General features: G+C 67.8%; 19 protein-coding genes. 12 read left to right on the forward strand and 7 right to left on the reverse strand.

The genetic code is table 11. The annotated features are described in order from the left end of the window. Positions 1 to 31: 31 nt before the first annotated feature. Complete coding sequence (locus AGI3411_RS06985) at positions 32 to 1,555, reverse strand: fumarate hydratase (protein ID WP_129526663.1); 1,524 nt, start codon at positions 1,553 to 1,555, stop codon at positions 32 to 34. A 149-nt stretch (positions 1,556 to 1,704) separates the two neighbouring features. Further along, on the reverse strand, positions 1,705 to 2,472 hold the full coding sequence (locus AGI3411_RS06990) for a crotonase/enoyl-CoA hydratase family protein (RefSeq protein ID WP_129526664.1): 768 nt from the start codon (positions 2,470 to 2,472) through the stop codon (positions 1,705 to 1,707). A gap of 268 nt (positions 2,473 to 2,740) precedes the next feature. Between AGI3411_RS06990 and glyQ the strand changes: the two genes are divergently transcribed. The 8 genes from glyQ to def all read left to right on the forward strand — a co-directional run bounded on the left by glyQ (position 2,741) and on the right by def (position 10,265). Then, a complete protein-coding gene (gene glyQ / locus AGI3411_RS06995) occupies positions 2,741 to 3,652 on the forward strand; it encodes a glycine--tRNA ligase subunit alpha (RefSeq protein WP_088138525.1) in 912 nt (303 codons plus the stop codon). Continuing rightward, positions 3,653 to 5,791 (forward strand): glycine--tRNA ligase subunit beta, encoded by a 2,139-nt coding sequence (glyS, locus tag AGI3411_RS07000; RefSeq protein ID WP_129526665.1) that lies wholly within the window; start codon positions 3,653 to 3,655, stop codon positions 5,789 to 5,791. After that, positions 5,788 to 6,327, forward strand: coding sequence for a D-glycero-beta-D-manno-heptose 1,7-bisphosphate 7-phosphatase (gmhB, locus tag AGI3411_RS07005; protein ID WP_129526666.1), 540 nt, complete (start codon positions 5,788 to 5,790; stop codon positions 6,325 to 6,327). Before glyS ends, gmhB begins: the two co-directional genes overlap by 4 nt. A gap of 4 nt (positions 6,328 to 6,331) precedes the next feature. Then, positions 6,332 to 7,060 (forward strand): lysophospholipid acyltransferase family protein, encoded by a 729-nt coding sequence (locus AGI3411_RS07010; protein WP_129526667.1) that lies wholly within the window; start codon positions 6,332 to 6,334, stop codon positions 7,058 to 7,060. Next, complete coding sequence (locus AGI3411_RS07015; RefSeq protein ID WP_129526668.1) at positions 7,047 to 8,024, forward strand: M48 family metallopeptidase; 978 nt, start codon at positions 7,047 to 7,049, stop codon at positions 8,022 to 8,024. Before AGI3411_RS07010 ends, AGI3411_RS07015 begins: the two co-directional genes overlap by 14 nt. A 45-nt stretch (positions 8,025 to 8,069) precedes the next feature. Beyond that, entirely contained in the window at positions 8,070 to 9,212 is a 1,143-nt protein-coding gene (locus AGI3411_RS07020; RefSeq protein WP_129526669.1) for a 2-aminoethylphosphonate--pyruvate transaminase, read from the forward strand. Positions 9,213 to 9,223: 11 nt separating this feature from the next. Beyond that, complete coding sequence (gene gloA, locus AGI3411_RS07025; protein WP_129526670.1) at positions 9,224 to 9,619, forward strand: lactoylglutathione lyase; 396 nt, start codon at positions 9,224 to 9,226, stop codon at positions 9,617 to 9,619. Between the two features lie 112 nt (positions 9,620 to 9,731). Next, on the forward strand, positions 9,732 to 10,265 hold the full coding sequence (gene def / locus AGI3411_RS07030) for a peptide deformylase (RefSeq protein WP_129526671.1): 534 nt from the start codon (positions 9,732 to 9,734) through the stop codon (positions 10,263 to 10,265). 32 nt (positions 10,266 to 10,297) lie between these two features. Here the strand turns inward: def and AGI3411_RS07035 are convergent, their stop codons facing one another. After that, on the reverse strand, positions 10,298 to 12,562 hold the full coding sequence (locus AGI3411_RS07035) for an acyl-CoA dehydrogenase (protein ID WP_129526672.1): 2,265 nt from the start codon (positions 12,560 to 12,562) through the stop codon (positions 10,298 to 10,300). A gap of 131 nt (positions 12,563 to 12,693) precedes the next feature. Between AGI3411_RS07035 and AGI3411_RS07040 the strand changes: the two genes are divergently transcribed. After that, complete coding sequence (locus tag AGI3411_RS07040) at positions 12,694 to 13,923, forward strand: nucleoside recognition domain-containing protein (RefSeq protein ID WP_129526673.1); 1,230 nt, start codon at positions 12,694 to 12,696, stop codon at positions 13,921 to 13,923. Between the two features lie 40 nt (positions 13,924 to 13,963). On the opposite strand, the gene pyk is transcribed toward AGI3411_RS07040, so the two are convergent. Next, positions 13,964 to 15,406 (reverse strand): pyruvate kinase, encoded by a 1,443-nt coding sequence (gene pyk / locus AGI3411_RS07045; RefSeq protein ID WP_129526674.1) that lies wholly within the window; start codon positions 15,404 to 15,406, stop codon positions 13,964 to 13,966. Positions 15,407 to 15,511: 105 nt separating this feature from the next. Here pyk and AGI3411_RS07050 point away from each other — a divergent pair, with 105 nt between their 5' ends. After that, positions 15,512 to 16,654, forward strand: coding sequence for a glycerate kinase (locus AGI3411_RS07050; RefSeq protein ID WP_129526675.1), 1,143 nt, complete (start codon positions 15,512 to 15,514; stop codon positions 16,652 to 16,654). A gap of 50 nt (positions 16,655 to 16,704) precedes the next feature. Here the strand turns inward: AGI3411_RS07050 and rsmA are convergent, their stop codons facing one another. From rsmA to AGI3411_RS07065, 3 genes are read right to left on the reverse strand one after another with little or no spacing between them, the layout of a single operon-like run. Further along, complete coding sequence (rsmA, locus tag AGI3411_RS07055) at positions 16,705 to 17,496, reverse strand: 16S rRNA (adenine(1518)-N(6)/adenine(1519)-N(6))-dimethyltransferase RsmA (RefSeq protein WP_129526676.1); 792 nt, start codon at positions 17,494 to 17,496, stop codon at positions 16,705 to 16,707. An 18-nt stretch (positions 17,497 to 17,514) separates the two neighbouring features. Continuing rightward, positions 17,515 to 19,122: a peptidylprolyl isomerase gene (locus tag AGI3411_RS07060; protein WP_129526677.1), complete on the reverse strand. Its 1,608-nt coding sequence runs from the start codon at positions 19,120 to 19,122 to the stop codon at positions 17,515 to 17,517. Next, on the reverse strand, positions 19,119 to 21,518 hold the full coding sequence (locus AGI3411_RS07065; protein ID WP_129526678.1) for an LPS-assembly protein LptD: 2,400 nt from the start codon (positions 21,516 to 21,518) through the stop codon (positions 19,119 to 19,121). Before AGI3411_RS07065 ends, AGI3411_RS07060 begins: the two co-directional genes overlap by 4 nt. 168 nt (positions 21,519 to 21,686) lie before the next feature. Here AGI3411_RS07065 and AGI3411_RS07070 point away from each other — a divergent pair, with 168 nt between their 5' ends. Continuing rightward, a complete protein-coding gene (locus tag AGI3411_RS07070) occupies positions 21,687 to 22,727 on the forward strand; it encodes an aminoglycoside phosphotransferase family protein (RefSeq protein WP_129526679.1) in 1,041 nt (346 codons plus the stop codon). Next, a complete protein-coding gene (gene murU / locus AGI3411_RS07075) occupies positions 22,727 to 23,413 on the forward strand; it encodes an N-acetylmuramate alpha-1-phosphate uridylyltransferase MurU (RefSeq protein WP_129526680.1) in 687 nt (228 codons plus the stop codon). Before AGI3411_RS07070 ends, murU begins: the two co-directional genes overlap by 1 nt. Positions 23,414 to 23,433: the final 20 nt, after the last annotated feature.

A 23,433-nucleotide genomic window follows, 5' to 3' on the forward strand; every position in this document is an offset into this window, starting at 1 on the left:
TCTCCAGCGGCCGTTTTCGCGTCAGGGCGGCTTACGCCACGGCGACGGGGATCTTGCCGATCTTGGCCTGCCATTCCTTGGGCCCGGTCGTGTGGACCGAGGTGCCCTGGGCGTCAACCGCCACGGTCACCGGCATGTCCTTTACGTCGAACTCATAGATGGCTTCCATGCCCAGGTCGGCAAAGCCCAGCACCTTGGCGCCACGGATGGCCTTGGACACCAGGTAGGCGGCGCCGCCGACGGCCATCAGGTAGGCCGAGCCGTGCTTCTTGATGGACTCGATCGCGACGGGGCCGCGCTCGGACTTGCCGATCATGGAGATCAGGCCGGTCTGCTCCAGCATCATGTCGGTGAACTTGTCCATGCGGGTGGCGGTGGTGGGACCGGCCGGGCCGACCACTTCGTCGCGCACCGGATCCACCGGGCCGACGTAGTAGATGACGCGGTTGGTGAAGTCCACGGGCAGCGGCTCGCCCTTGGCCAGCATGTCCTGGATGCGCTTGTGCGCGGCGTCGCGGCCGGTCAGCATCTTGCCCGACAGCAGCAGGGTCTGGCCCGGCTTCCAGCTGGCGACTTCTTCCTTCGTCAGCGTGTTCAGGTCGACCTGCTTGGACTTGTTGTAGTCAGGGGCCCAGTGCACTTCCGGCCATTCGGACAGCGCGGGCGGATCGAGGCGCGCGGGGCCCGAGCCGTCCAGTTCGAAATGCGCGTGGCGCGTGGCGGCGCAGTTCGGGATCATGGCGACGGGCTTGGAGGCCGCGTGCGTCGGGAAGGTGCTGATCTTGACATCGAGCACGGTGGTCAGGCCGCCCAGGCCCTGCGCGCCGATACCCAACGCGTTGACCTTTTCATACAGTTCGATGCGCAGCTCTTCCAGCTTGTTCTGCGGGCCGCGGGCCAGCAGCTCGTACATGTCGATGTCTTCCATCAGCGACTGCTTGGCCATCAGCATGGCTTTTTCGGCGGTGCCGCCGACGCCGATGCCCAGCATGCCCGGCGGGCACCAGCCGGCGCCCATCGTCGGGACCGTCTTGAGCACCCAGTCCACCAGCGAGTCGCTGGGGTTCAGCATCGCAAACTTGGACTTGTTTTCCGAACCACCGCCCTTCGAGGCGATCTGCACGTCGACCTTGTCGCCCGGGACAAGTTCGACGTGCAGGATACAGGGCGTGTTGTCGCGCGTGTTCTTGCGCGCGAACAGCGGGTCGTCCAGCACGGAGGCGCGCAGCGGATTGTCGGGATTCAGGTAGCCGCGGCGCACGCCTTCGTCGCTCAGTTCCTGCAGCGTGCGCTTGGTGTCGAAGCGCACGTTCATGCCGACCTTCAGGAAGACGTTCACGATGCCGGTGTCCTGGCAGAGCGGGCGCTTGCCTTCGGCGCACATGCGCGAGTTGGTCAGGATCTGGGCCATCGCATCGCGCGCGGCCGGGCTTTCCTCGCGCTCGTAGGCGCGCGCCAGGTGGCGGATGTAGTCGACGGGGTGGTAGTAGCTGATGAACTGGATCCCGTCGGCGATCGACTGGATGAAGTCTTCTTCTTTGATGATGACGGACATGGCGATATACGGTCTAAGGGGATAACGAAAAAACGCGGCCGACCGGGCCGGCCGCGCACATAAGGACTATTTTTGCCGCCGGGCCGCCCCAAGGCAAAAAGCGCCCCCTCGGGGGGCAGCCAGCGCCCGCGGGCGCGCGGCGTGGAGGCTCATTTCCCCTGCCACACCGGCTTGCGCTTCTCGGCGAAAGCGGTGGCGCCTTCCTTGGCGTCGGCCGAGGAAAAAATATGGGCGATGAGCGGACGCTGGCGGTCGAACATGCCTTCCTGGTCCCAGTCGCCGGACTGCGCCACGATGCTCTTGGCGGTCTGCACGGCCAGCGGGCCGTTCTCGACGATGGCGCGGGCCAGTTCCAGGGCGCCGGCCAGGGCGCCGCCCGGCTCGGTCAGGCGGTTCACCAGCCCAAAGGCGTGAGCGCGCTCGGCCGTGAGCATTTCGCCGGTCAGGATGACTTCCATGGCGATATGGTACGGCAGGCGGCGCGGCAGGCGCAGCATGCCGCCGGCGCCCGCCACCAGGCCGCGCTTGACTTCCGGCAGCCCGAACTTGGCGTTGCTGGCGGCCACGATCAGGTCGGAGGCCAGCGCCATTTCGCAACCACCGGCCAATGCATAGCCTTCGACGGCGGCGATCAGCGGCTTCTTGGGCGGACGCTCGTTCAGGCCGGCAAAGCCGCGGCCTTCCACGTACGGACGCTGCCCCGACTTGGCGAAGGCCTTCAGGTCCATGCCCGAGGAGAACGTGCCGCCTCCGCCCGTCAGGATGCCGATGCGGATGTCGTCACGGCTGTCCAGTTGGTCCAGCGCCGCGGCCATGGCCTGCGCGGTCTCCAGATTGATGGCGTTCTTGGCTTCGGGACGGTTGATCGTAATGATCTGGATGCCGTCGGTGACTTCTACCGTGATCAGGTCGGACATGGGGTGCTCCTTTTTCGGGGGGCCTCGGAATCGGATTCCTGGCTTTTATATAAGACTTGGCTCAACCCGGAATCATACGATCATTGGTTTGACGCTGCTGCCGCCCCCTCGGCCAGACGTCCACCAGGAGCACATTGGGACGGTTCCCAGGCCAAGGATGTAACCATCCGGCCGCCGCCTGGGAGCAGGACCGCCCGGCGCCAGTTAAAATGCCAGGTTTCCCACGCCCAGGGCAAGCCTTGCCCGGCGGCCGAATTCCAAGAATCCTATGCTCACCTTTCAGCAAATCATCCTTACGCTCCAGGAATACTGGGACAAGCAGGGTTGCGCCCTGCTGCAGCCCTACGACATGGAAGTCGGCGCCGGCACCTCGCATACCGCCACGTTCCTGCGGGCGATCGGCCCCGAACCCTGGCGCGCCGCCTACGTGCAGCCGTCGCGCCGCCCCAAGGACGGACGCTACGGCGAAAACCCCAACCGCCTGCAACATTACTACCAGTACCAGGTCGTGCTGAAGCCGGCGCCTCCGGAAATCCTGGATCTCTACATCGGTTCGCTCAAGGCGCTGGGCATCGACCCGACGCAGCACGACATCCGCTTCGTCGAGGACGACTGGGAAAATCCCACGCTCGGCGCCTGGGGCCTGGGCTGGGAAGTCTGGCTGAACGGCATGGAAGTCACCCAGTTCACCTACTTCCAGCAAGTGGGCGGCCTGGACTGCACGCCCACCACCGGCGAAATCACCTACGGCCTGGAGCGCCTGGCCATGTACCTGCAGGACGTGCAAAGCGTGTACGACCTGGTCTGGACCGAAGGCGCCAACGGCAACCGCGTGCTGTACCGCGACGTGTTCCACCAGAACGAGGTGGAGCAATCCACCTACAACTTCGAGCACTCGTCGGCCGACATGCTGTTCTCGCACTTCAATGACTACGAAGCCGAGGCCAAGCGCCTGATGGACGTGCCCCTGGCGCTGCCGGCCTACGAGGCCGCGCTGAAGGCCGCGCACACCTTCAACATGCTGGACGCGCGCGGCGCGATCAGCGTCACCGAGCGCGCCGCCTACATCGGCCGCATCCGCAACCTGTCGCGCGCCGTCGCGCAGGCCTATTACGATTCCCGCGAACGACTGGGCTTTCCCATGCTGGGCCGCGACAAGGCCGCCGGGGAGGCAGCATAAATGACGACGAACATCCGCCCGCTGCTGGTCGAACTGCTGACCGAAGAACTTCCGCCCAAGGCCCTGCAGAAGCTGGGCCAGGCCTTTGCCGAGGGCGTGCGCGCCACGCTGGAGCGCCACGGCCTGCTGGCCGCCGGCTGCGCCGCGACCGCGTATTCCACGCCGCGCCGCCTGGCCGTGCACCTGTCCGCCGTGCTGGCGCAGGCGCCTGACCAGCCCTACGCCGAAAAACTGATGCCGGTGAAGATCGGCCTGACCGAAGACGGCCGTGCCACCCCCGCGCTGCAGAAGAAGCTGGCCGCCAAGGGCCTGGAGAACCTCGACGTCTCCACTCTGGACCGCGAATCCGACGGCAAGCAGGACTACCTGGTCGCGCGCGGCACCGCCCCCGGCGCCCAGCTGGCCGCCGGCCTGCAGGAAGGCATCGACGCCGCGATCGACGGCCTGCCCATTCCCAAGGTCATGCGCTACCAGTTGGCCGACGGCGTCACCACGGTCAAATTCGTGCGCCCGGCGCACGGCCTGGTCGCGCTGTTCGGCGCCGACGTGGTGCCCGTCTCGGCGCTGGGCCTGTCGGCCGGCCGCGAAACCCTGGGCCATCGCTTCATGAGCGCCGGCCCGGTGTCGTTCGCCGATGCCGACGCCTATGCCGCCGCCCTGGCCGAGCGCGGCAGCGTCGTGGCCTCGTTCGAGGGCCGCCGCGACGAAATCAAGCGCCAGTTGCTCGACCATGCCGGCCGCCTGTCCGCCACCCTGGGCGACGACCCGGAAGTGGCCGCGCTGCTGGACGAAGTCACCGCGCTGGTCGAGCTCCCCACCGTCTACGTGGGCCAGTTCGAAGAGCAGTTCCTGCAAGTGCCGCAGGAATGCCTGATCCTGACCATGCGGCTGAACCAGAAGTACTTCCCGCTGTTCGATCCGGCCACGGGCCGCCTGACGCACCGCTTCCTGATCGTGAGCAATATGCGCACGGACAATCCGGTGAACATCGTCGAGGGCAACCAGCGCGTGGTGCGCCCGCGCCTGGCGGACGCGCAGTTCTTCTTTGAAACCGACCGCAAGACGCCGCTGGCCGCGCGCGTCGAGCAGCTCGGCTCCATCGTCTACCACAACAAGCTGGGCACGCAGCTGGAACGCGTGGAGCGCGTGCGCGCCATCGCCCGCGGCGTGGCCGGACAGCTGGGCGGCGACGTCTCCGCCGCCGACCGCGCCGCCCTGCTGGCCAAGGCCGACCTGGGCTCCAACATGGTCGGCGAATTCCCCGAACTGCAAGGCGTCATGGGCGCGTACTACGCGGCCGGCGACGGCGAGCCCGACAGCGTCGTGCAGGCCCTGCGCAACCAGTACCGCAACCGTTACGATGCGCCCGTCACCCAGGAATCGCTGACCGCCGCCGTGCTGTTCATCGCAGAGCGCGTGGAAACGCTGATCGGCATCTGGGCCATCGGCCTGGCGCCCACCGGCGAACGCGACCCCTTCGGCCTGCGCCGCGCCGCGCTGGGCCTGATCAGCGCGTTCGAACAGCTGGCCGCGGGCGGCTGGCTGAAGATCAGCCAGGACGGCCCCCTTTCGCTGGACGGTCTTTTGGAACTGGCGGCGGGCACCTTCCCCGCCGGCAAGATCCCGGCCGACACGCTGGCCGAGGTCCGCGCCTTCATCTACGAACGCTATCGCAACCAGCTCATCAATGAATTCGACCGCAATGCGGTGGAAGCCGTCATCGCGCTGACCCCGCCCCTGCACCAGGTGGCCGAGCGCGTGCGCGCCGCCGCCGCGTTCGCGCAGTTGCCGGAAGCCGCCAGCCTGGCCGCGGCCAACAAGCGCATCGGCAATCTGCTCAAGAAGGCCGAAGGCGAGATCGGCGCGGTGAACGACGCCGCCCTGGTAGAGCCCGCCGAAAAGGCGCTGGCCGCCGCCGTATCCGCCCTGCGCCCGAAGGCCGAGGCGCAACTGGCCGCGGGCGACTTCGCCGGCAGCCTGACCACGCTGGCCCAGGCCCGCGAGCCCGTTGACGCCTTCTTTGCCGACGTCATGGTCATGGCCGAAGACCCGGCCGTGCGCGCCAACCGGCTGGCCCTGCTGGGACAGCTGCATGGCCTGATGAATCAGGTGGCAGACATTTCCAGGCTCGCACAGTGAAACTGATCATCCTCGACCGCGACGGCGTCATCAACCAGGACAGCGATGCCTTCGTCAAGAACCCCGACGAATGGATCGCCCTGCCCGGCGCCCTGCACGCCATCGCCCGGCTGACGCAGGCGGGCTGGAAGGTGGTGGTTGCCACCAACCAGTCGGGGCTGGCCCGCGGCCTGTTCGACATGGATACCCTGACCGCCATCCACGCCAAGATGCGGCGCGAGCTGGCCGCCGCCGGCGGCAGCATCGATGCCGTGTTCATGTGCCCGCACGGCCCGGACGACAACTGCACCTGCCGCAAGCCCCGGCCGGGCATGTTCGAGCAGATCGGGCACCGCTACGACGTGGACCTGGCCGGCGTGCCGGCGATCGGCGATTCGCTGCGCGACCTGCAGGCCTCGTCGTCGGTCGGCTGCTCGCCCTGGCTGGTGCTGACCGGCAACGGCAGCAAGACGCTGGCCAAGGGCGGCCTGCCCGAGAACACGCGCGTGTGCGATGACCTGTCGGCAGTGGCCGACGCCCTGCTCCAGGACAGTTGACCCGATGGCCCGGCTACGCTCGCTGCTGTATTTCCTGTTCCTGGCCGTCACGGTCATCCCTTACGCCTTCGCCTGCGTCCTGTGGGCGCCGCTGCCGCTGCACTGGCGCTACAAGCTGACGGTCGGCTGGCCGCGCCTGGCCATCTGGGGCGCGCGCGTGATCTGCGGCATCCGCTGGCAGGTCAAGGGCTGGGAAAACCTGCCTGACGGCCCGGCGGTGCTGCTGTCCAAGCACCAGTCGGCCTGGGAAACGCTGTTCTTCCCCGCCTACATGCCCCGCGAAGTCTGCTTCGTCTACAAAAAGGAACTGCACATGGTGCCGTTCTTCGGATGGGGCCTGGCGCTGCTGCGCATGATCGCGATCGACCGCTCGAAGGGGCGCGACGCCTTCGATCAGGTGGTCAAGCAAGGCCAGACCCGCCTGGACGAAGGCCGCTGGCCCCTGCTGTTTCCGGAAGGCACCCGGGTCGCGCCGGGCAAGGTCGCGCGCTACAAGATGGGCGGTGCGCTCCTGGCGTCCCGCACCGGCGCCGCCGTCATTCCCGTCGCGCACAATGCCGGCGAGTGCTGGCGGCGCAACGCCTTTGTGAAACAACCGGGCATGGTCACCCTGTCCATCGGTCCCGCGATAGAATCCAAGGGTCTCTCCCCCGAGGAACTGAACCAGAAGGTTCAGGACTGGATCGAAGGGGAAATGCGGCGTCTCAATCCTGAAAGGTATGTCCAGCCCTGATCAGCTCGAACTCCTGTTCGACGTGCAGCCAAACGGCGCGCCCGCCAGCGCGCCGCAGCTGGGCGGCGCTACCGGCGCGTCCCCGCTTCAGCCTACGCCTCCCAAGCCGCTCTACCCCGACGCGCCGCCGCCCTCCGGCCCCGCTGGCGAACCGCTGCTGACACTCTCCCCCAACGCCTCGTCGCGCGTGCCGACGCCCTGCCCCGACCCGCTGCCGCCCGGCGCGCGCTGGCGCGAAGTCCCGACCGAACAGCAGCCCATCGGCTTTGTGCTGCTGCGCTCGCGCCGCCGCAGCATCGGCTTCGTGGTCACGGACGACGGCCTGCGCGTCACCGCCCCCAATTGGGTCACGCTGGCGCAGGTCGACGACGCGGTGCGCGAAAAATCGCGCTGGATCCTCGCCAAGCTGCGCGAATGGCATGCCCGCAAGCAGCAGCTGGCCATGGCGCACACGCGCTGGCTGCCGGGCGGGGAACTGCCCTACCTGGGCAAGCGCATCGTGATCGGCGTAAGCGGCGACAGCCGCCAGGCCTATCTGTCCGGCAACGCCGAGGCCCCCCAGGACGGCGACACGCTGTGGCTGGCGCTGCCCTCCTCGGCGGACCAGGGCCGAATCCGCGACTCGGCGCAGGCCTGGCTGCAACAGCGCGCCGGCGCCTGGTTCGGCGCCCGCCTTGCCCACTTCCTGCAGATCAGCGGGCTGAAAATCAGCCGCTGGCGCCTGTCGTCGGCGGCCACGCGCTGGGGCTCCTGCACCAGCGACGGCAACATCATGCTGAACTGGCGCCTGATCCATTTCGCACCCGCTATCATCGACTACGTCATCGCGCACGAGCTCGCCCATCTGCGTGAAATGAACCACAGTCAGGACTTCTGGCGCGAGGTGGGCCAGATACTGCCCGGCTTCGAAGATGCCAAGAACATCCTGCGGCGTCACGACCCCGCATCCCTGCCTCAATTCTGAGTCAACTTGAAGTTTGGTGCCCGTTCCCACACAAGGAGCCTTGAAATGTTGCTGCTGATTCCCGGCCCGGTCACGACCGACGCGCGGGTGAAGGCCGCCATGGCGCAGGACTACGCGCCCTGGGACAACGATTTCCGCCAGGCCTATCGGCAGGTCTGCGACAGCGTGCTGCGCGTGGCGCAGGCCGCGCCCGATGAACACGCCGCGCTCGCGCTGCCCGGCTGCGGCCACTTCGCCGTCGAAGCCGCGATCCGCACCTTCGTCCCGCAGGGCGGCAGGCTGCTGGCGCCCTCCACCGGCGCCTACGCCGCCCGCCTGCAAAGGCTGGCAGCCGACGCGGGCCGGATCGCCGTGCCCCTGCCCGTGGGCGCGGCCGAACGGGTGGCCCCGCAAGCGGTGGCCGCCGCGCTGGAACGCGATCCCTCACTGACGCACCTGGCGCTGGTCTACAGCGAAACCGGCAGTGGCATCTGCCACGACGTGCCGGAACTGGCGCGCATCGCGCATGCCCTGGGCCGCCGCGTCATCGTCGACGCCGTGTCCGCCTTCGGCGCGCTGCCCCTGGACCTGCGCGACCTGCCCGCCGTAGACGCCGTGGTGCTGACGGCCAACAAATGCCTCGAAGGCCTGCCCGGCGCCGCTTTCGTCGTGGCCCGGCGCGACAGCCTGGAGGCCGCGCGCGGCAATGCCGGCAGCTGGTCGCTGGACCTGGCCGACATCTACGAGCACACCCTGCAGCCGAACGCCGGCCCGCGCTTCACGCCGCCCGCGCCCACCCTGGCCGCGCTGGCCGTGGCGCTGGACCTGTATCATGAAGAAGGCCGCGAGGCCCGCCTGGCGCGCTACACGGCGAACATGCGCACGCTGTACGACGGCATCGGCGCACTGGGCCTGGTCCCGTACCTGCCGCCCGCCCTGCAAGGCCCCATCGTCGTCAACGTCCGGGCGCCGGACGCGCCCACCTGGAACCTGCAGCTGTTCGTCGACGCGCTCAAGCGCCGCGGCTACGTGCTCAGCAACTTCTACAACACCGAACAACCCACGTTCCGGGTCGGCTGCATCGGCGCCTTCGGCCCGGACCAGATGCGCCAGGCCGTCGACGCCATGGGCGCCGCGCTGGGCGATATCAGCATCACCCGGGAACCCGCCGCCAGCGGCGGATTCTTCCCGTTCCCCCTCACCGCTTAAGGAAGACATCCATGCGTATGCTCCACACCATGCTGCGAGTCGGCAACCTCGACAAGTCCATCGACTTCTACACCAACGTGCTCGGCATGCGCGTCCTGCGCCGCAAGGACTACCCCGACGGCAAGTTCACGCTGGCCTTCGTCGGCTACCAGGACGAGTCCGAGGGCGCCGTCATTGAACTCACCCACAACTGGGACACGGAAAAATACGACCTGGGCACGGCCTACGGCCACATTGCCCTGGAAGTCGATAACGCTTACGAAGCCTGTGACAAGGTCAAGGCCAAGGGCGGCAAGGTCACCCGTGAAGCCGGCCCGATGAAGCACGGCAAGACGGTCATCGCTTTCGTCGAAGACCCGGACGGCTACAAGATCGAGTTCATCGAGAAGAAAGGCCGCGAAGACTAAAAGTCCTGGTGTCTGACACCCCGGGAGGCTGCTCCAAGCTCACCGGGTGTCTCGTAAGGGTGTCAGACACTGACGTGCCAGACACAGGCAAACTGAAAAGCAAGAAACTCCCATGATCCATCCCATCCTGAAAATGGGCGACCCGCGGCTGCTGCGCGCGGCCGCGCCCGTGGAACGCTTCGACACGCCCGAGCTGCACGCGCTGATCGACGACATGTTCGAAACGATGGCCGCCGCCCAAGGGGTCGGCCTGGCCGCGCCGCAGATCGGCATGGACCTGCAACTGGTGATCTTCGGTTTCGACCGCAACGAACGCTATCCCGACGCACCGCCCGTGCCGCAGACCATCCTGTGCAATCCCGTCATCACGCCGCTGTCGGACGAGATGGAAGACGGATGGGAAGGCTGCCTGTCGGTGCCGGGCCTGCGCGGCCTGGTGCCGCGCTACCGCCATATCCGTTATCGCGGGCGCGACCCCTACGGCCAGCTCATCGAGCGGGAAGCCGACGGCTTCCACGCCCGCGTGGTGCAGCACGAGTGCGACCACCTGATCGGCCGCCTTTATCCGTCCCGCATCCAGGATTTCTCGAAGTTCGGCTTCACGGAGATCCTGTTCCCGGACATGGACCCCAACCAGGACGACTAAGCACCCCGGTTGAACGCCCCGGGGGCCCCCGGTCAGGCGCCCTCGCCGGGTTGCGCCGCATCCGCCCGCGCGACGGACGGCGACAGGTCCTCGGGCGCGAAATCGTCCACCTGCAGGACCTGCGACACCAGGGTTTCGGCCTCCTCGAATGCCGCCGCCTGCGCATCCGTGATCGCGCCGCGCCGGTGCGCCTCGCGCCAATCGCGCACGCCCGATTGGCGCAGCCGGTCGCGCAGCGGCTGCACCGCGTCCGCCAGCGCGAACGCGCGAGTCAACAGGCCAACCGGATCGTTTCCGGCATGTGAGCCGCCCGGGTCGCGGTGCAGATCGGCGGCCAGCCGCGCATGCGTGGGGGACGGTTTGAGCAGCAGTTCCGCGCAGGCGCGGGTCAGGGCGTCGCTCGGCCCCCGCGCCAGGCGCAGCGGCAGGATGGCCGCGCGCAAGCCCCACGCCAACACGCGGCCGGGCAGGTTGCGCAGCACCTGGTCCATGCTTTTCTCGATGCTGGCGTAACCCTGCTCCAGGCACCAATGCACCAGGGGCAGGTCATCGTGCTTGCGGCCCTCGTCTTCCCAGCGCTTGAGGACCGCGGACTGCAGATACAGTTCGGACAGGATGTCTCCCAGCCGCGCGGAGATCATTTCGCGGCGCTTCAAGCCCCCGCCCAGCTGCGCCAGGGTGGCGTCGGCCAGCAGCGCGAAGCCCGAGGCATAGCGGCCTAGCCGCCGGTAGTGCCCGGCCGTAGGGCCGGACGCCGGCGCGGGCGCCAACGCACCGCCCGTCCAGGCGCGGCCGATGGCGCGCAACGCGTTGATCCCGGCATGGCGCAGGTGGCGCCAGAATACATCGTGGAAAACGGCGATGCCGCGCTCTTCGTCGGGATTGCCCAGCGCCAGGATTTCCGGCATCAGGTAGGGATGGGCGCGGATCGCGCCCTGGCCGAAGATGATCAGGTTGCGCGTGAGGATGTTGGCGCCCTCGACCGTGATGGCGATGGGCACGGCGCGGTACAGCGCGCCCAAGTAGTTGCTGGGGCCGTCGATGACGGCGCGGCCCGCATGGATGTCCATCGCGTCGTTGACCGAACCGCGCATGCGTTCGGTGGCGTGGTACTTCATGATGCCCGAGACCACCGCCGGCTTCACGCTCTGGTTCAGCGCGGCGCAGGTCAGGCGCCGGGCGGCTTCCACCAGATAAGCGTTGCCCGCCAGGTTCGCCAGCCGCTCCTGCACGCCTTCGAACTTGCCGATGGGGATGCCGAATTGCTCGCGCACGCGCGCATACATGCCCGTGGTATGCGCGCACATCACCGCGGCGGCGGCCGACAGCGACGGCAGGGAAATCCCCCGCCCCGCCGCCAGCGCGCTCATCAGCATCTGCCAGCCATGGCCGGCGCGTTCCGCGCCGCCGATCAGCGCGTCCAGGGGCACGAACACGTCGCGCCCGCGGTTGGGCCCGTTCTGGAAGACCTGCATCGCCGGAAGATGGCGCCGGCCGATCTCCACGCCAGGCGCCTCGGTCGGCACCAGCGCGACCGAAATGCCGATGTCCTTGGGGCCGCCCAGGATGCCGTCCGGATCCGACATCTTGAACGCCAGGCCCAGCACGGTCGCCACGGGGCCCAGCGTGATGTAGCGCTTGTGCCAGTTCAGGCGGATGCCGATCAGCTCGCGGCCGTCCACCACTTGCCGGCAAACGACGCCCGTGTCCACCATGGACGCCGCGTCCGAGCCCGCCTCGGGGCTGGTGAGGCCGAAGCACGGCACTTCGCTGCCGTCCGCCAGCCGGGGCAGCCAGTAGTCGCGCTGGGCCGGCGTGCCGAACTGCATCAGCAATTCGCCGGGGCCCAGCGAGTTGGGCACCATGACCGTCACGCCCGCGGTGATGGAATAGGCCGAAATGCGGCGCACGACCTCGGAATGCGCATAGGGCGAGAACCCCAGGCCGCCGTAGCGCCGCGGGATGATCATGCCGAAGAAACGCTCTGCCTTCAGGAAGGCCCAGACCTCGGGCGGCAGGTCGCGCCGGTTCCAGGTGATGTCCCATTCGTCCAGCATGGCGCACAGCCGGACCACCGGGCCTTCGATGAAGCGCTGCTCGTCGGGCGTCAGCGTTGCGGCGGGCACGTCCAGCAGCTTGCGCCAATCCGGGTTGCCGGTGAACAGGTCTGCGTCCCACCAGGTGTCGCCGGCTTCGATGGCCTCGCGCTCGGTCGGCGACATGGCCGGCAGCGCGTTGCGCGCCCAGCGGTACGCGGGTTCCGAGATGCGGCGCCGGCGCCAGGCATTGAAATCCATGAGTGTCTCTCACTGTTATGTGTTATTGCCCTAGGGCCAAAGTACCAGAATTGGCAAGCCCGGGCCAAGCTGCGGCTTGCCGGGATGCGACAATGGGCGGCGCAACGAATCGCTATCCGGGCACTTTCCGCATGCTGAACAAACTCTGGCTGGGCTTCTTCCTTACCGCGGCCGCGGCCGCGCTGTACCGCTGGCTGGCCATCGGCGACCCCGGGGTCTTCCACCTGATGGTGGCAAGCCTGTTCGACATGGCCCGCGTCTCCGTGGAAGTCATGGTGCTGCTGTTCGGCACGCTGACGCTGTGGCTGGGCTTCCTGCGCATCGCCGAAGGCGCCGGGCTGGTGGAAAAGCTGGCGCACCTGCTGGGCCCGCTATTTGCGCGCCTGATGCCCGAGGTGCCTCGCAACCACCCCGCCATCGGCCTGATCACGCTGAACTTCGCGGCCAACGGCCTGGGGCTGGACAATGCCGCCACGCCGATCGGGCTGCGCGCCATGCGCGAGCTGCAGTCGCTGAACCCCACGCCGGAAACCGCCACCAACGCGCAGATCCTCTTTCTGGTGCTGAACGCGTCGTCGCTGACCTTGCTGCCGGTCACGCTGTTCATGTTCCGGGCGCAACAGGGCGCGCCGGATCCGACCCTGGTGTTCCTGCCCATCCTGCTGGCCACCAGCGCGTCGACCCTGGCGGGTTTCCTGGCGGTGGCTGCCTGCCAGCGCCTGCGCCTGACGGACCCCGTCGTCATGCTGTGGCTGGGCGGCGCGGCGCTACTCATGGGCGGATTCATGGCGCTGCTGGCGAGCATGTCGGCCGCCGCCATCGCCTCGCTGTCGTCGCTGCTGGGCAACCTGACCCTGTTCGGCATCCTGCTCGCGTTCCTGATCGCGGGCGCCTGGAAGAAGGTGCCGGTCTACGAAGCCTTCATCGACGGCGCCAAGGAAGGCTTCGACATCGCCAAGAGCCTGCTGCCCTATCTGGTGGCCATGCTGTGCGCGGTCGGCGTGCTGCGCGCCTCCGGCGCGCTGGACTTCCTGCTCGACGGCATCCGCTGGATGGCCCAGCACGCGGGCTGGGACACGCGCTTCGTGGACGCCCTGCCCACGGCCCTGGTCAAGCCCTTCTCGGGCAGCGCGGCGCGCGCCATGATGCTGGAGACGATGGCGCATTTCGGCGTGGACAGCTTTCCAGCGCTGCTCTCGGCCGTCGTCCAGGGCAGCACCGAGACCACGTTCTACGTACTGGCGGTGTATTTCGGATCGGTGGGGATCCTGCGCGCGCGCCACGCCGTCGGGTGCGCCCTGATCGCCGATCTGGCCGGCGTGCTGGCCGCCATCGGCGTGTGCTACTGGTTCTTCGGCTGAGGCCCGTGCGGCCGGGAACGCATCCCGGCCGCCCAGGACATCAATCCACCAGCAGGATCTTCATGCCGTTGGTGCCGCCGCTGTCGCGGTAGAAATCGCCCTTCGTCAGGATCACCCAGTCGCCGGTCTGGACCAGGTTGCGGCGGCGCAGTTCCTCGATGGCTGCATTGCTCAGGTCGGCGGGCTCGTAGTCCGAGGGCGCGAACGGAATCGTGTAGACGCCGCGGAACATCGCCACGCGGTTCTGCGTGACGCTGTGCGGGCTGTAGCAGTAGATCGGCACGCCCGAGCGGATGCGCGACATGATCAGCGGCGTATGCCCGCTTTCCGTCAACGAAATGATGGCTTTCACCCCGGGGAAATGGTTGGCCGCGTACATGGCGGCCAGCGCGATGGTTTCGTCGCAACGCGAGAACGTCTCGCCCAGGCGATGGTGCGACTTCGTCGACGTGGGATGCTTTTCCGCGCCCAGGCATACGCGCGCCATGGCCTGCACCGTCTCCACGGGATACTGCCCCGACGCGCTCTCCGCCGACAGCATCACGGCATCGGTGTAGTCCAGCACGGCGTTGGCCACGTCGGACACTTCCGCCCGCGTCGGCATGGGGCTGGAGATCATCGATTCCATCATCTGCGTCGCGGTGATGACGACCTTATTGAGGGTGCGCGCGTGCTGGATGATGCGCTTCTGGATACCCACCAGCTCGGCGTCGCCCACTTCCACGCCCAGGTCGCCGCGCGCGACCATCACGCCGTCGCTCGCGCGGATCAGGGCGTCCAGCGCTTCGTCGTCCGCCACGGCTTCCGCGCGCTCGATCTTGGCGATGATCCAGGCCTGGCTGCCGGCCGCCGCCAGCAGCGTGCGCGCCTCGTCGATGTCGCTGCCATAACGCGGGAACGACACCGCCACGTAGTCCAGCTCCATTTCGGCCGCCAGCTTGATGTCGACCCGGTCCTTGTCGGTCAGGCTGGGCGCGGACAGGCCGCCGCCACGCCGGTTGATGCCCTTGTTGTTCGACAGCGGGCCGCCCACGGTCACCGTGGTGTGGACCTCGTCGCCTTCGACGCGGTCCACCACGAGCACCACACGGCCGTCATCGAGCAGCAGCTCGTCGCCCACGCGGCAGTCCTGCACGAGTTCGGGGTAGTCGATGCCCACGATGCTGGCCGTGCCCGCCTCCTTGGGATGCGCGCGCGACAACGTGAAGGGCTGCCCCACCTGCAGCTGGACCTGCTTGTCCGTGAAGCGCGCGATGCGGATCTTGGGCCCTTGCAAGTCGCCCATGAGGGCCACGAAACGCCCTTGCCTGGCGGCGATCTCGCGCACCAGCCGGGCGCGTTCGCGATGGTCGTCCGCGCTGCCGTGCGAGAAGTTCAGGCGGGCGACGTCCAGGCCCGCGCGGATCATCGCTTCGATGCGCTCGGGCGTCGAGGTCGAAGGTCCCAGGGTGGCGACAATTTTGGTGCGGCGCAATACTGGCATGACGGTCCACTCTCGCTAAATCAACGGAAGCGTTATGGTACGCCGCCTGCGTATGGGCGGGTATCATGGGCATCACTCCAACCCTCAACCGGCCCGTTCGAATCCGTGAAAATCGTCATCGCTCCCGACTCTTTCAAAGAAAGCGTTTCCGCGCCCGATGCGGCCGCGGCCATTGCGCGCGGCGTCAAGGCCGCCTTCCCCGGCGCCCATACGGTGTGCATCCCGATGGCCGACGGCGGCGAAGGCACGGTCGAGGCCGTGCTGGCGGCAACCGGAGGCAAGGCGCAGCAGCTCGAGGTGAACGACGCGCTGGGCTACAAGGTCGATGCAGTCTGGGGGCTCCTGGACGATGGCACTGCTGTGATCGAAATGGCCGCGGCGGCGGGCCTGGAACTGATTTCCCCGGCCAAGCGCGATCCGATGCGCGCCAGCAGCCATGGCGTGGGCGAACTGATGCTGGCGGCGGTGAACGCGGGCGCCAAGCGCCTCATCCTGGGCCTGGGCGGATCGGCCACCAACGACGCCGGCGCCGGCATGCTGACGGCCTTGGGCGTGCGCCTGCTGGACGCGGACGGCCGCAGCCTGCCGCCGGGCGGCGGCGCGCTCGGAAAGCTGGCCAGCATCGATACCCGCGGCCTGGATCCGCGCCTGGCAGACCTTGCCATCGACATCGCTTCCGACGTGGACAATCCGCTGTGCGGCCCGCAGGGCGCATCGCATGTGTTCGGCCCGCAAAAGGGCGCCACCCCGGAGCAGGTGTTGGCCCTGGACCAGATGCTGGCGAACTTCGCCGACGTGTGCGCGCGGCACCTGGGCGTGGATCACCGCCACGAACCCGGCGCGGGCGCGGCTGGCGGGCTGGGCTTCGCCGCAAAGGCATTCCTCAACGCCCGCTTCCGGCCCGGTGTGGAAATCGTGGCGGAATTGGGCGGCCTGGCCGACGCGGTCGAAGGCGCCGCGCTCGTGTTCACCGGCGAAGGCCGCATGGACGCGCAGACCCTGCGGGGCAAGACACCCGCCGGCGTCGCCAAGATCGCCCAGCGCGCGGGCGTGCCGGTCGTGGCGCTGGCCGGCTCGCTCGGCGAAGGCTATGAGGCCCTGCACGCGGGCGGCATCAGCGCCGCGTTCAGCCTGGCGCCCGGCCCCATCACGTTGCAGCAGGCGCTGGCGAACGCCGAGAAACTGCTGAGCGAGCGCGCCCGCGACGTGATGCAGCTGTGGATGGCGGCGCAAAAGCGCATGCTGTAAAAATCAAAAAAAGCCCGCGTCAGCGGGCGTTTTCTTTGGCGGGAGGGGGTTCAACCGGCCTGCAGCAGGCCGGCCTCGACCAGCGCGTCCGACAAGCGGATATACCGATCCACCGAGATATCCTCGGCACGCGCGGTGGGCAGGATGTCCAGGGCTTCCCAGGGCACCTGCGGGGCCCAGTCCGCCAGCACCCGGCGCAGCATCTTGCGGCGCTGCGAGAACGCGCGGGCCACGACCGTCTCGAAGGCGCGTTCGCTGACCGGACGCAGCCGCTCTGCCGGCAAGGGCACCATGCGCACGATCGCCGACACCACCTTGGGCGGCGGGTCGAAGGCCTCGGGCGGCACATCGAACAGCTTGTGCATGCGATAGCGCGACTGCAGCATCACCGACAGGCGGCTGAAGTCGCCCGAACCCGGCTGCGCCACCATGCGGTCGATCACTTCCCGCTGCAGCATGAAATGCTGGTCGCGGACGTGATCGGCCCACGTCATGAGGTGAAACAGCAAGGGGCTGGAGATGTTGTAGGGCAGGTTGCCCACAACCCGCAGCGCACCGCCGAACTGGGAAAAATCCACCGTCAGCGCGTCCGCCTCGACCACGGTCAGGCGGCTTTCATCGAACTGCTTGCGCAAGCGGGCGGCCAGGTCGCGGTCGATCTCGACCGCGGTCAGGTGATCCAGACGTTCAAGCAGCGGCCGGGTCAGCGCGGACAGGCCCGGCCCGATCTCGACCACGGTATCGCCGCGGGCGGGATCGACCGCCCGGACGATGGACTCGACGACGCTCTCGTCGGTCAGGAAGTTCTGGCCGAAGCGCTTGCGCGCCTGGTGTTGAGACATGTAAAGCCCGTAATGCGTTTAGCGGTTGTTCTGCTGGATCTTTTGCTGCTTTTCCAGGCGGTTGTCGATATACGCCTGCGCGCGCAACTGCTCCAGCCAGTCTTCGAACGCGGGCTGGGCGCGGCGTTCGAACAGGGTCTGGCGGGCCTTCATGCGGGCCATGTCGTCGGACGCGTCATGCTGGCGGCGCTCTTCCACCTGGATCAGGTGCCAGCCGAAAGGCGACTGGACGGGCTGGCTGATCTCGCCCGGTTGCAGGGCGTTCATGGCGGCCTCGAACGGCGGCACGGTTTCGCCCGGGTTCAGCCATCCGAGTTCGCCGCCTTGCGGGGCCGTCGCGTCCTGCGAGTATTGGCGCGCCATGTCTTCGAACTTGGCGCCGCCGCTCACCAGCCGCTGGCGGACCTGCTCCAGGCGCTGCCGCGCCAGCTCGTCGCTCATGACGGTGGAGGTCTTGATCAAGATATGGCGCGCGCGCGTCTGCACGACTTCCACCGGCCCCTGCTGCGGGCGCGCAGCGGGTTGCGGTGCGGGTGCCGGGGCAGGCGCCGGTGCGGGCGCACGGGCCGTGCGGTTGGGCGCGGGCTGCGCCGTGCCGCGGTCCATCACCTTGACGATGTGGAAACCGTTGCCGCTCTGGATCAGGTTGCTGACCTGGCCTTTCTGCAGGCCGCTAATGGCGTTCACGAACAGGTCGGGCCAGCCGTCCAGCGGACGCACGCCCATGACACCGCCCTGCAGGGCCTCGGGGCCGTCGGAGGATGCGGCGGCCAGGCTGGCGAAATCGTCGCCGCGCTTGGCCTGCGCCAGCAGGCCTTCGGCCTTCTTGCGCAGTACGGCCAGTTGTTCCGGCGACGACCCTTCAGGCACGCGCACCAGGATCTGGGCCAGGGCATAGAGCATCGGCCCGGATGGCGCGGCGGCCTGCTCGGGCGCGGGTTGCGGCTGAGCCTGCGGCTGCTGCGCCGGCCCGGGCGCGGCGGCGAATGCCGGATTGCGGCGCTGATCCTTCAGGAAGGCGTCGACCTCGGCATCGGAAATGACAATGGTGGAATCCACCGCGCGCTGGCGCAGGCGATCCGTGCGGATCTCGTCGCGCAGCGACTTGCGGTAGGACTCCCAGGAGGTGCCCGATTTTTCGATCTCCTGGCGCAGCTGGGCCACGGTGATCTTGTTGCGGCTGGCGATGGTCTGGATGGCCATGTCGATCTGCGCGTCATCCACTCGGATGCCCAGGCGGTCCGCCTCGTGGCGCTGCACACGCTCCGTGATCAGGCGCTGCAGCACCTGGTGCTGCAGGGTCTGGTCGTCGGGCACCTGGATGCCGCGGGTTTTCAGTTCGCCCGCGATGCGCTGGGATGCGTCGCGCAGCTCGCGCAGCGTGATCACGTCCTTGTCGACGACGGCTGCAATCCCGTCGACGAACTGCTCGCCCTGCGAAGCAGGAGCGGCGTTCTTCTGCGCGGCCGGGGCCTTCGCGCCGTTCTGTGCGGAAGCGGCCTTGGCGCCATTGTTCGAGCCCTTGCCGTTCTGCTCGGCCGCATATGCGGCAGGCAAGCCGGCGCACACCGCCAGCAGCAACGCATTACGGGAGAGGCGGCGCAAAGAGTGCAACCTACGCATCATTCATACCTTTCAAATGTGGTCCCGGCGGGCACAGGCGGCGTAATGCGCGAGTAGCCGGGGATACTTCTGTTCAGCAGGTTCATCGGGTCGGTTCCCAGGGAACCCAGGCCGGTCAACTCGAGCTGGAAGAACACAGCGGAGTTGGCGTCCGTCGCCGACACGGCGTAGCGCTGGTAGACCACGCGGCCCACCCAGCAGCAATCGCCTTTGTACTCCAGACCGGCAATGGCCTGCGTCACCCGGGGCGATTCCGTTGTGTTGGCGATCGTGCTGGAAGGACCGGAGCGCAAGGAGTAATCAACCCGGCCCACGCCGTACCAGCGCTTGCTGAACGGCCATTGGAGCGCCAGGCTGACCTGGTTCTGGCCCTGCGGCTGGTAGGCGACGCCCGGTTGGGGATCGCGCTGGTAGCGGTAGGACACCGCCACCGTAGTCAGGCGCTGCGGCGACCAGCGCGCGCTCACCAGGCCGCGCGACCAGTTGCTATCGTACGGGTTGTATTGCGCCGCGACTTCGGTGGTGAGCGTGTCGGTCAAGGCCGCGCTGGCGCCCACCAGGAAGTCGGAGCGCACGTTCTCGCGGGGCGTCTCGCCGGGCAGCGTGACCTTCTGGTCCGCGAAATACAGGCGCTGCGCCACGGACAGCGAGAGGCGCTCGAAACCGGTGTTGGCGTCCAGCCAGCGCGAGGTCAGCGCCGCGGTAAGCTGGTTCGCGTTCGCGATGCGGTCCCAGCCGCCAGTGTAGATGTTTTCCTCGAAGGCCTGCGAGAAGCTGAAGTCCGCCAGCGACGTGTCGTAGACGGGCATCTTGGACTGGTCGCGGTACGGCACGTACAGGTAGTACAGGCGAGGCTCCAGAGTCTGCGTGGACGCCTTGCCGAACAGCGAGGTATCGCGTTCGAAGATCAGGCCGGTATCCAGCGACATGATGGGCACCGTGCGCGACTGCGACTGACGGTAGCCCGCCGAGGTGCCGGCCTCGGGAGTATTGGCATTGAGGCCGAGCCAGTCGCGGCCGTACCAGTTGGTCTGGTACTGCGTGTAGTTCACGCCGACCTTCGGCACGACGAACCAGCCCGGCTTCACGATCGGATACGACACCGTCGGGTAGCTCTGGAGACGGTCGCCCTGCTGCCCCTGGCGCACGCCGCCCACCGTGGGAATGCTGAAGCGCACGGCCGTGGAGGTCCAGTCGACGTCGAAGCCGCCCCAGTCGTAGCGCGCGCCCCGCAGGTACAGTTCCGGCACCTTGTCGTACGGCGGCACCAGCGGCGCGTCGGGATCCTGTAGCGTCTGGAACTTGTAGACCTGGGCGTAGGCGCTCCAGTAGCTCGGCGACGCCCAGCCCACGCGCGCGCGCTGCGGCAGGTAGGTCGTGGACGCCTGGTTCAGGCCCAGCTGGGAGATATCGCGGAAATAGTCGTCGTCCGAAACCTTCGCGATGTCCCAGTCCGTGTAGAACCCATGGGAGAACATCTGCTGGTGGCGCCACCAGTACATCCAGCGGTCCTCGCCCGTGACGTGGTCATCGGGCAGGTAGGTGCCGTTCACGATGCCGCCGTAGCTCGACCCGAGGTAGCGGAATTCGCCGCCCATCTGCAGCCCGCGCTTGGAGAAATAGCGCGGCTGTATGGTCATGTCGTAGTTGGGCGCCAGGTTCAGGTAGTACGGCAGCGAAAGATCGAAGCCGCCCTGGCTCGTGGTGCCGTAGGTCGGCATCAGGAAACCCGACTTGCGTTCCTTCTTGACCGGAAAGGTCATGTAAGGCGAAGCCAGGATCGGAACGTCCTTGAAGTACAGCACGCCATTGCGCGCCACGCCTTCGTTCTCGTCGAAATCGATGTCGACTGTATTGGCCTTGATGTACCAGGACGGCGTCTCGCAGGAGCAGCCGCTATAGGTCACCGTATGCAGCCGCATCTGCGACTTGCTGAAGATGTCCGCGTGCTCGGCGACCGCGAAGCCGCCCGCGGCGCCCATCCAGAAATTGGGCTTTTCGATCTCGCCCGAATATTTGTCCACGTTGAACTTGGCGTTCGGCCCCGTCACCAGGGTGCCGTCGCGCATCATGCGCGCGCTGCCCTGGACCTCGACTTCGCCCGTGTCCTTGCGGTAATTGATGCGGTCGCCCTTGATCACTCCGTCGATGCGGCGCACCTGCGCGTTGCCGGACAGGGTCAGATCGGAATCGGGATCGCCCTCGATCGTGTCCGCTTCCATGAAGGCGGGAATGTTGTCGTCGGGCAGGCGATGCATCCGCAGGCCCGGCGATGTGCGCAGCACCGGCGCCTGCGTGGCCGACGTGACGGCGGGAGCGGCGCTCTGGCTGCCTTGAGCCTGGACGGCTCCGGCGGCCAAGCTGACAGCAGAGAGGATCAACCACCGAACCTTGCGCACGAGTGAAAACAGCCCTTTTTGACGATGGGGAAACCCGACACCGGCACCCACGAAGGGCCAATGCTAACGGAAACGAGCCGGTATTATAGAGAAGCCGCGCCATAGGCCCAGCCCTAAGTGCGCCCGACACAATTTTCTGCAATATTGCCTTACTGACACGGATCTTCCTTGAAAAACGATCACGACCCCCGCCTGGCGCAGATCCGCAACTGGCTGAGCGGCCTGCCCGCCGCCCTGAACCTCGCCGTGGAAACGTTGCGTCCGGCGTCCTCCGATGCCAGTTTCCGGCGCTATTTCAGGCTGGACGCCGGCGAGCGCACCCTGATCGTCATGGACGCCCCGCCAACGCACGAAGACACCCGCCCCTTCCTGCAGGTGGCCCAGTTACTGGCGGACGCGGGCCTGAACGTTCCCGCCGTCCTCGAAAAAGACCTGGACCAGGGTCTGCTGCTGCTGACCGACCTGGGAGAAAAAACCTACTACCAGCGCATCCAGGATGGGCTGACGGACAGCCAGCTCCAGGCGCTGTACCGCGACGCCCTCGGCGCGCTGGTCAAGCTGCAGCAGGCATCCACCGCCGGCCTGGCCACCTACGACACGCCCCGGCTGGCCGACGAACTGAAGCTGTTCCCCGAATGGTACGTGGGCAAGCACCACGGCGTCACCCTGGACGACAAGACGGCGAACGCGCTGGACAAGATCTTCGCCCTGCTCTCGGCCAGCAACGGCGGCCAGGCCCAGGTGCTGGTGCACCGCGATTTCCACTCGCCCAACCTGATGGTCTGCGACGACCCGCGGTATGGCCCCAACCCCGGCGTCATCGACTTCCAGGACGCGCTGGCCGGCCCGATCACCTACGACCTGGCTTCGCTGGTCACCGACGCCCGCACCACCTGGGAAGAACCCCAGCAGCTGGACTGGGCCATCCGCTACTGGGAAATGGCGCGCGCGGCAGGCCTGCCCGTGGACGCCGACTTCGCCGAATTCCACCGCGCCTATGAATGGATGGGGCTGCAGCGCAACCTGCGTATCCTGGGCGTGTTCGCGCGGCTCAACCACCGCGACGGCAAGGCGCACTACCTGGCCCACATCCCGCGCATGAACGGCTACGTTCGCCAGGTGGCCCAGCGCTACGGCGTCTTCACCCCCCTGCTGCGCCTGCTGGACAAGCTGGACAACCGCGAAGTCTCCGTCGGGTACACGTTCTGATGCGGGCCATGATTCTTGCGGCGGGCCGCGGCGAGCGCATGCGCCCGCTGACGGACCGCCTGCCCAAGCCGCTGCTGTCGGTAGGCGGCCAACCGCTAATCGTCTGGCACCTGCGGCGGCTGGCCGCCGCAGGTATCCGCGACATCGTCATCAACCATGCCTGGCTTGGCCACGAGATCGAGCGCGCGCTGGGCGACGGCAGCGAGCACGGCGTGCGCATTCGTTATTCGGCCGAGGCGGCCGCGCTGGAAACCGCGGGCGGCATCGCCCAGGCGCTGCCCCTGCTGGGCGACGCGCCCTTCCTGGTGGTCAATGGCGACGTCTGGTGCGACTGGGACCCGGCATCGGCCGCCCCCCTGGCCCGGGACCTGCCCGAGGGCGGCGCCTGGCTGCTGCTGGTAGACAACCCCGTCCAGCATCCGGCCGGCGACTTCCATCTGGCGGCGGACGGGCGCGTCCACGCCCAGGGTGAACCGCGTTTGACCTTTTCCGGTATCGGCGTCTACCATCCGTCGTTATTCGCGGATGTCGTCCGGGGCACGGCGGCGCCCCTGGCGCCCTTGCTCAGGCAGGCCATGGCCCGGAACCTCGCGCGCGGTGCGCGCCACGAGGGCCGATGGACGGACGTCGGCACGCCGCAGCGGCTGGCCGACCTGGATGCCGAGCTCAACAGCAGGGCCCGTTGATGTCCACATATTTCACAATA

This window comes from Achromobacter agilis (assembly GCF_900496965.1).
GTDB classification, from domain to species: Bacteria; Pseudomonadota; Gammaproteobacteria; order Burkholderiales; family Burkholderiaceae_B; genus Achromobacter; species Achromobacter agilis.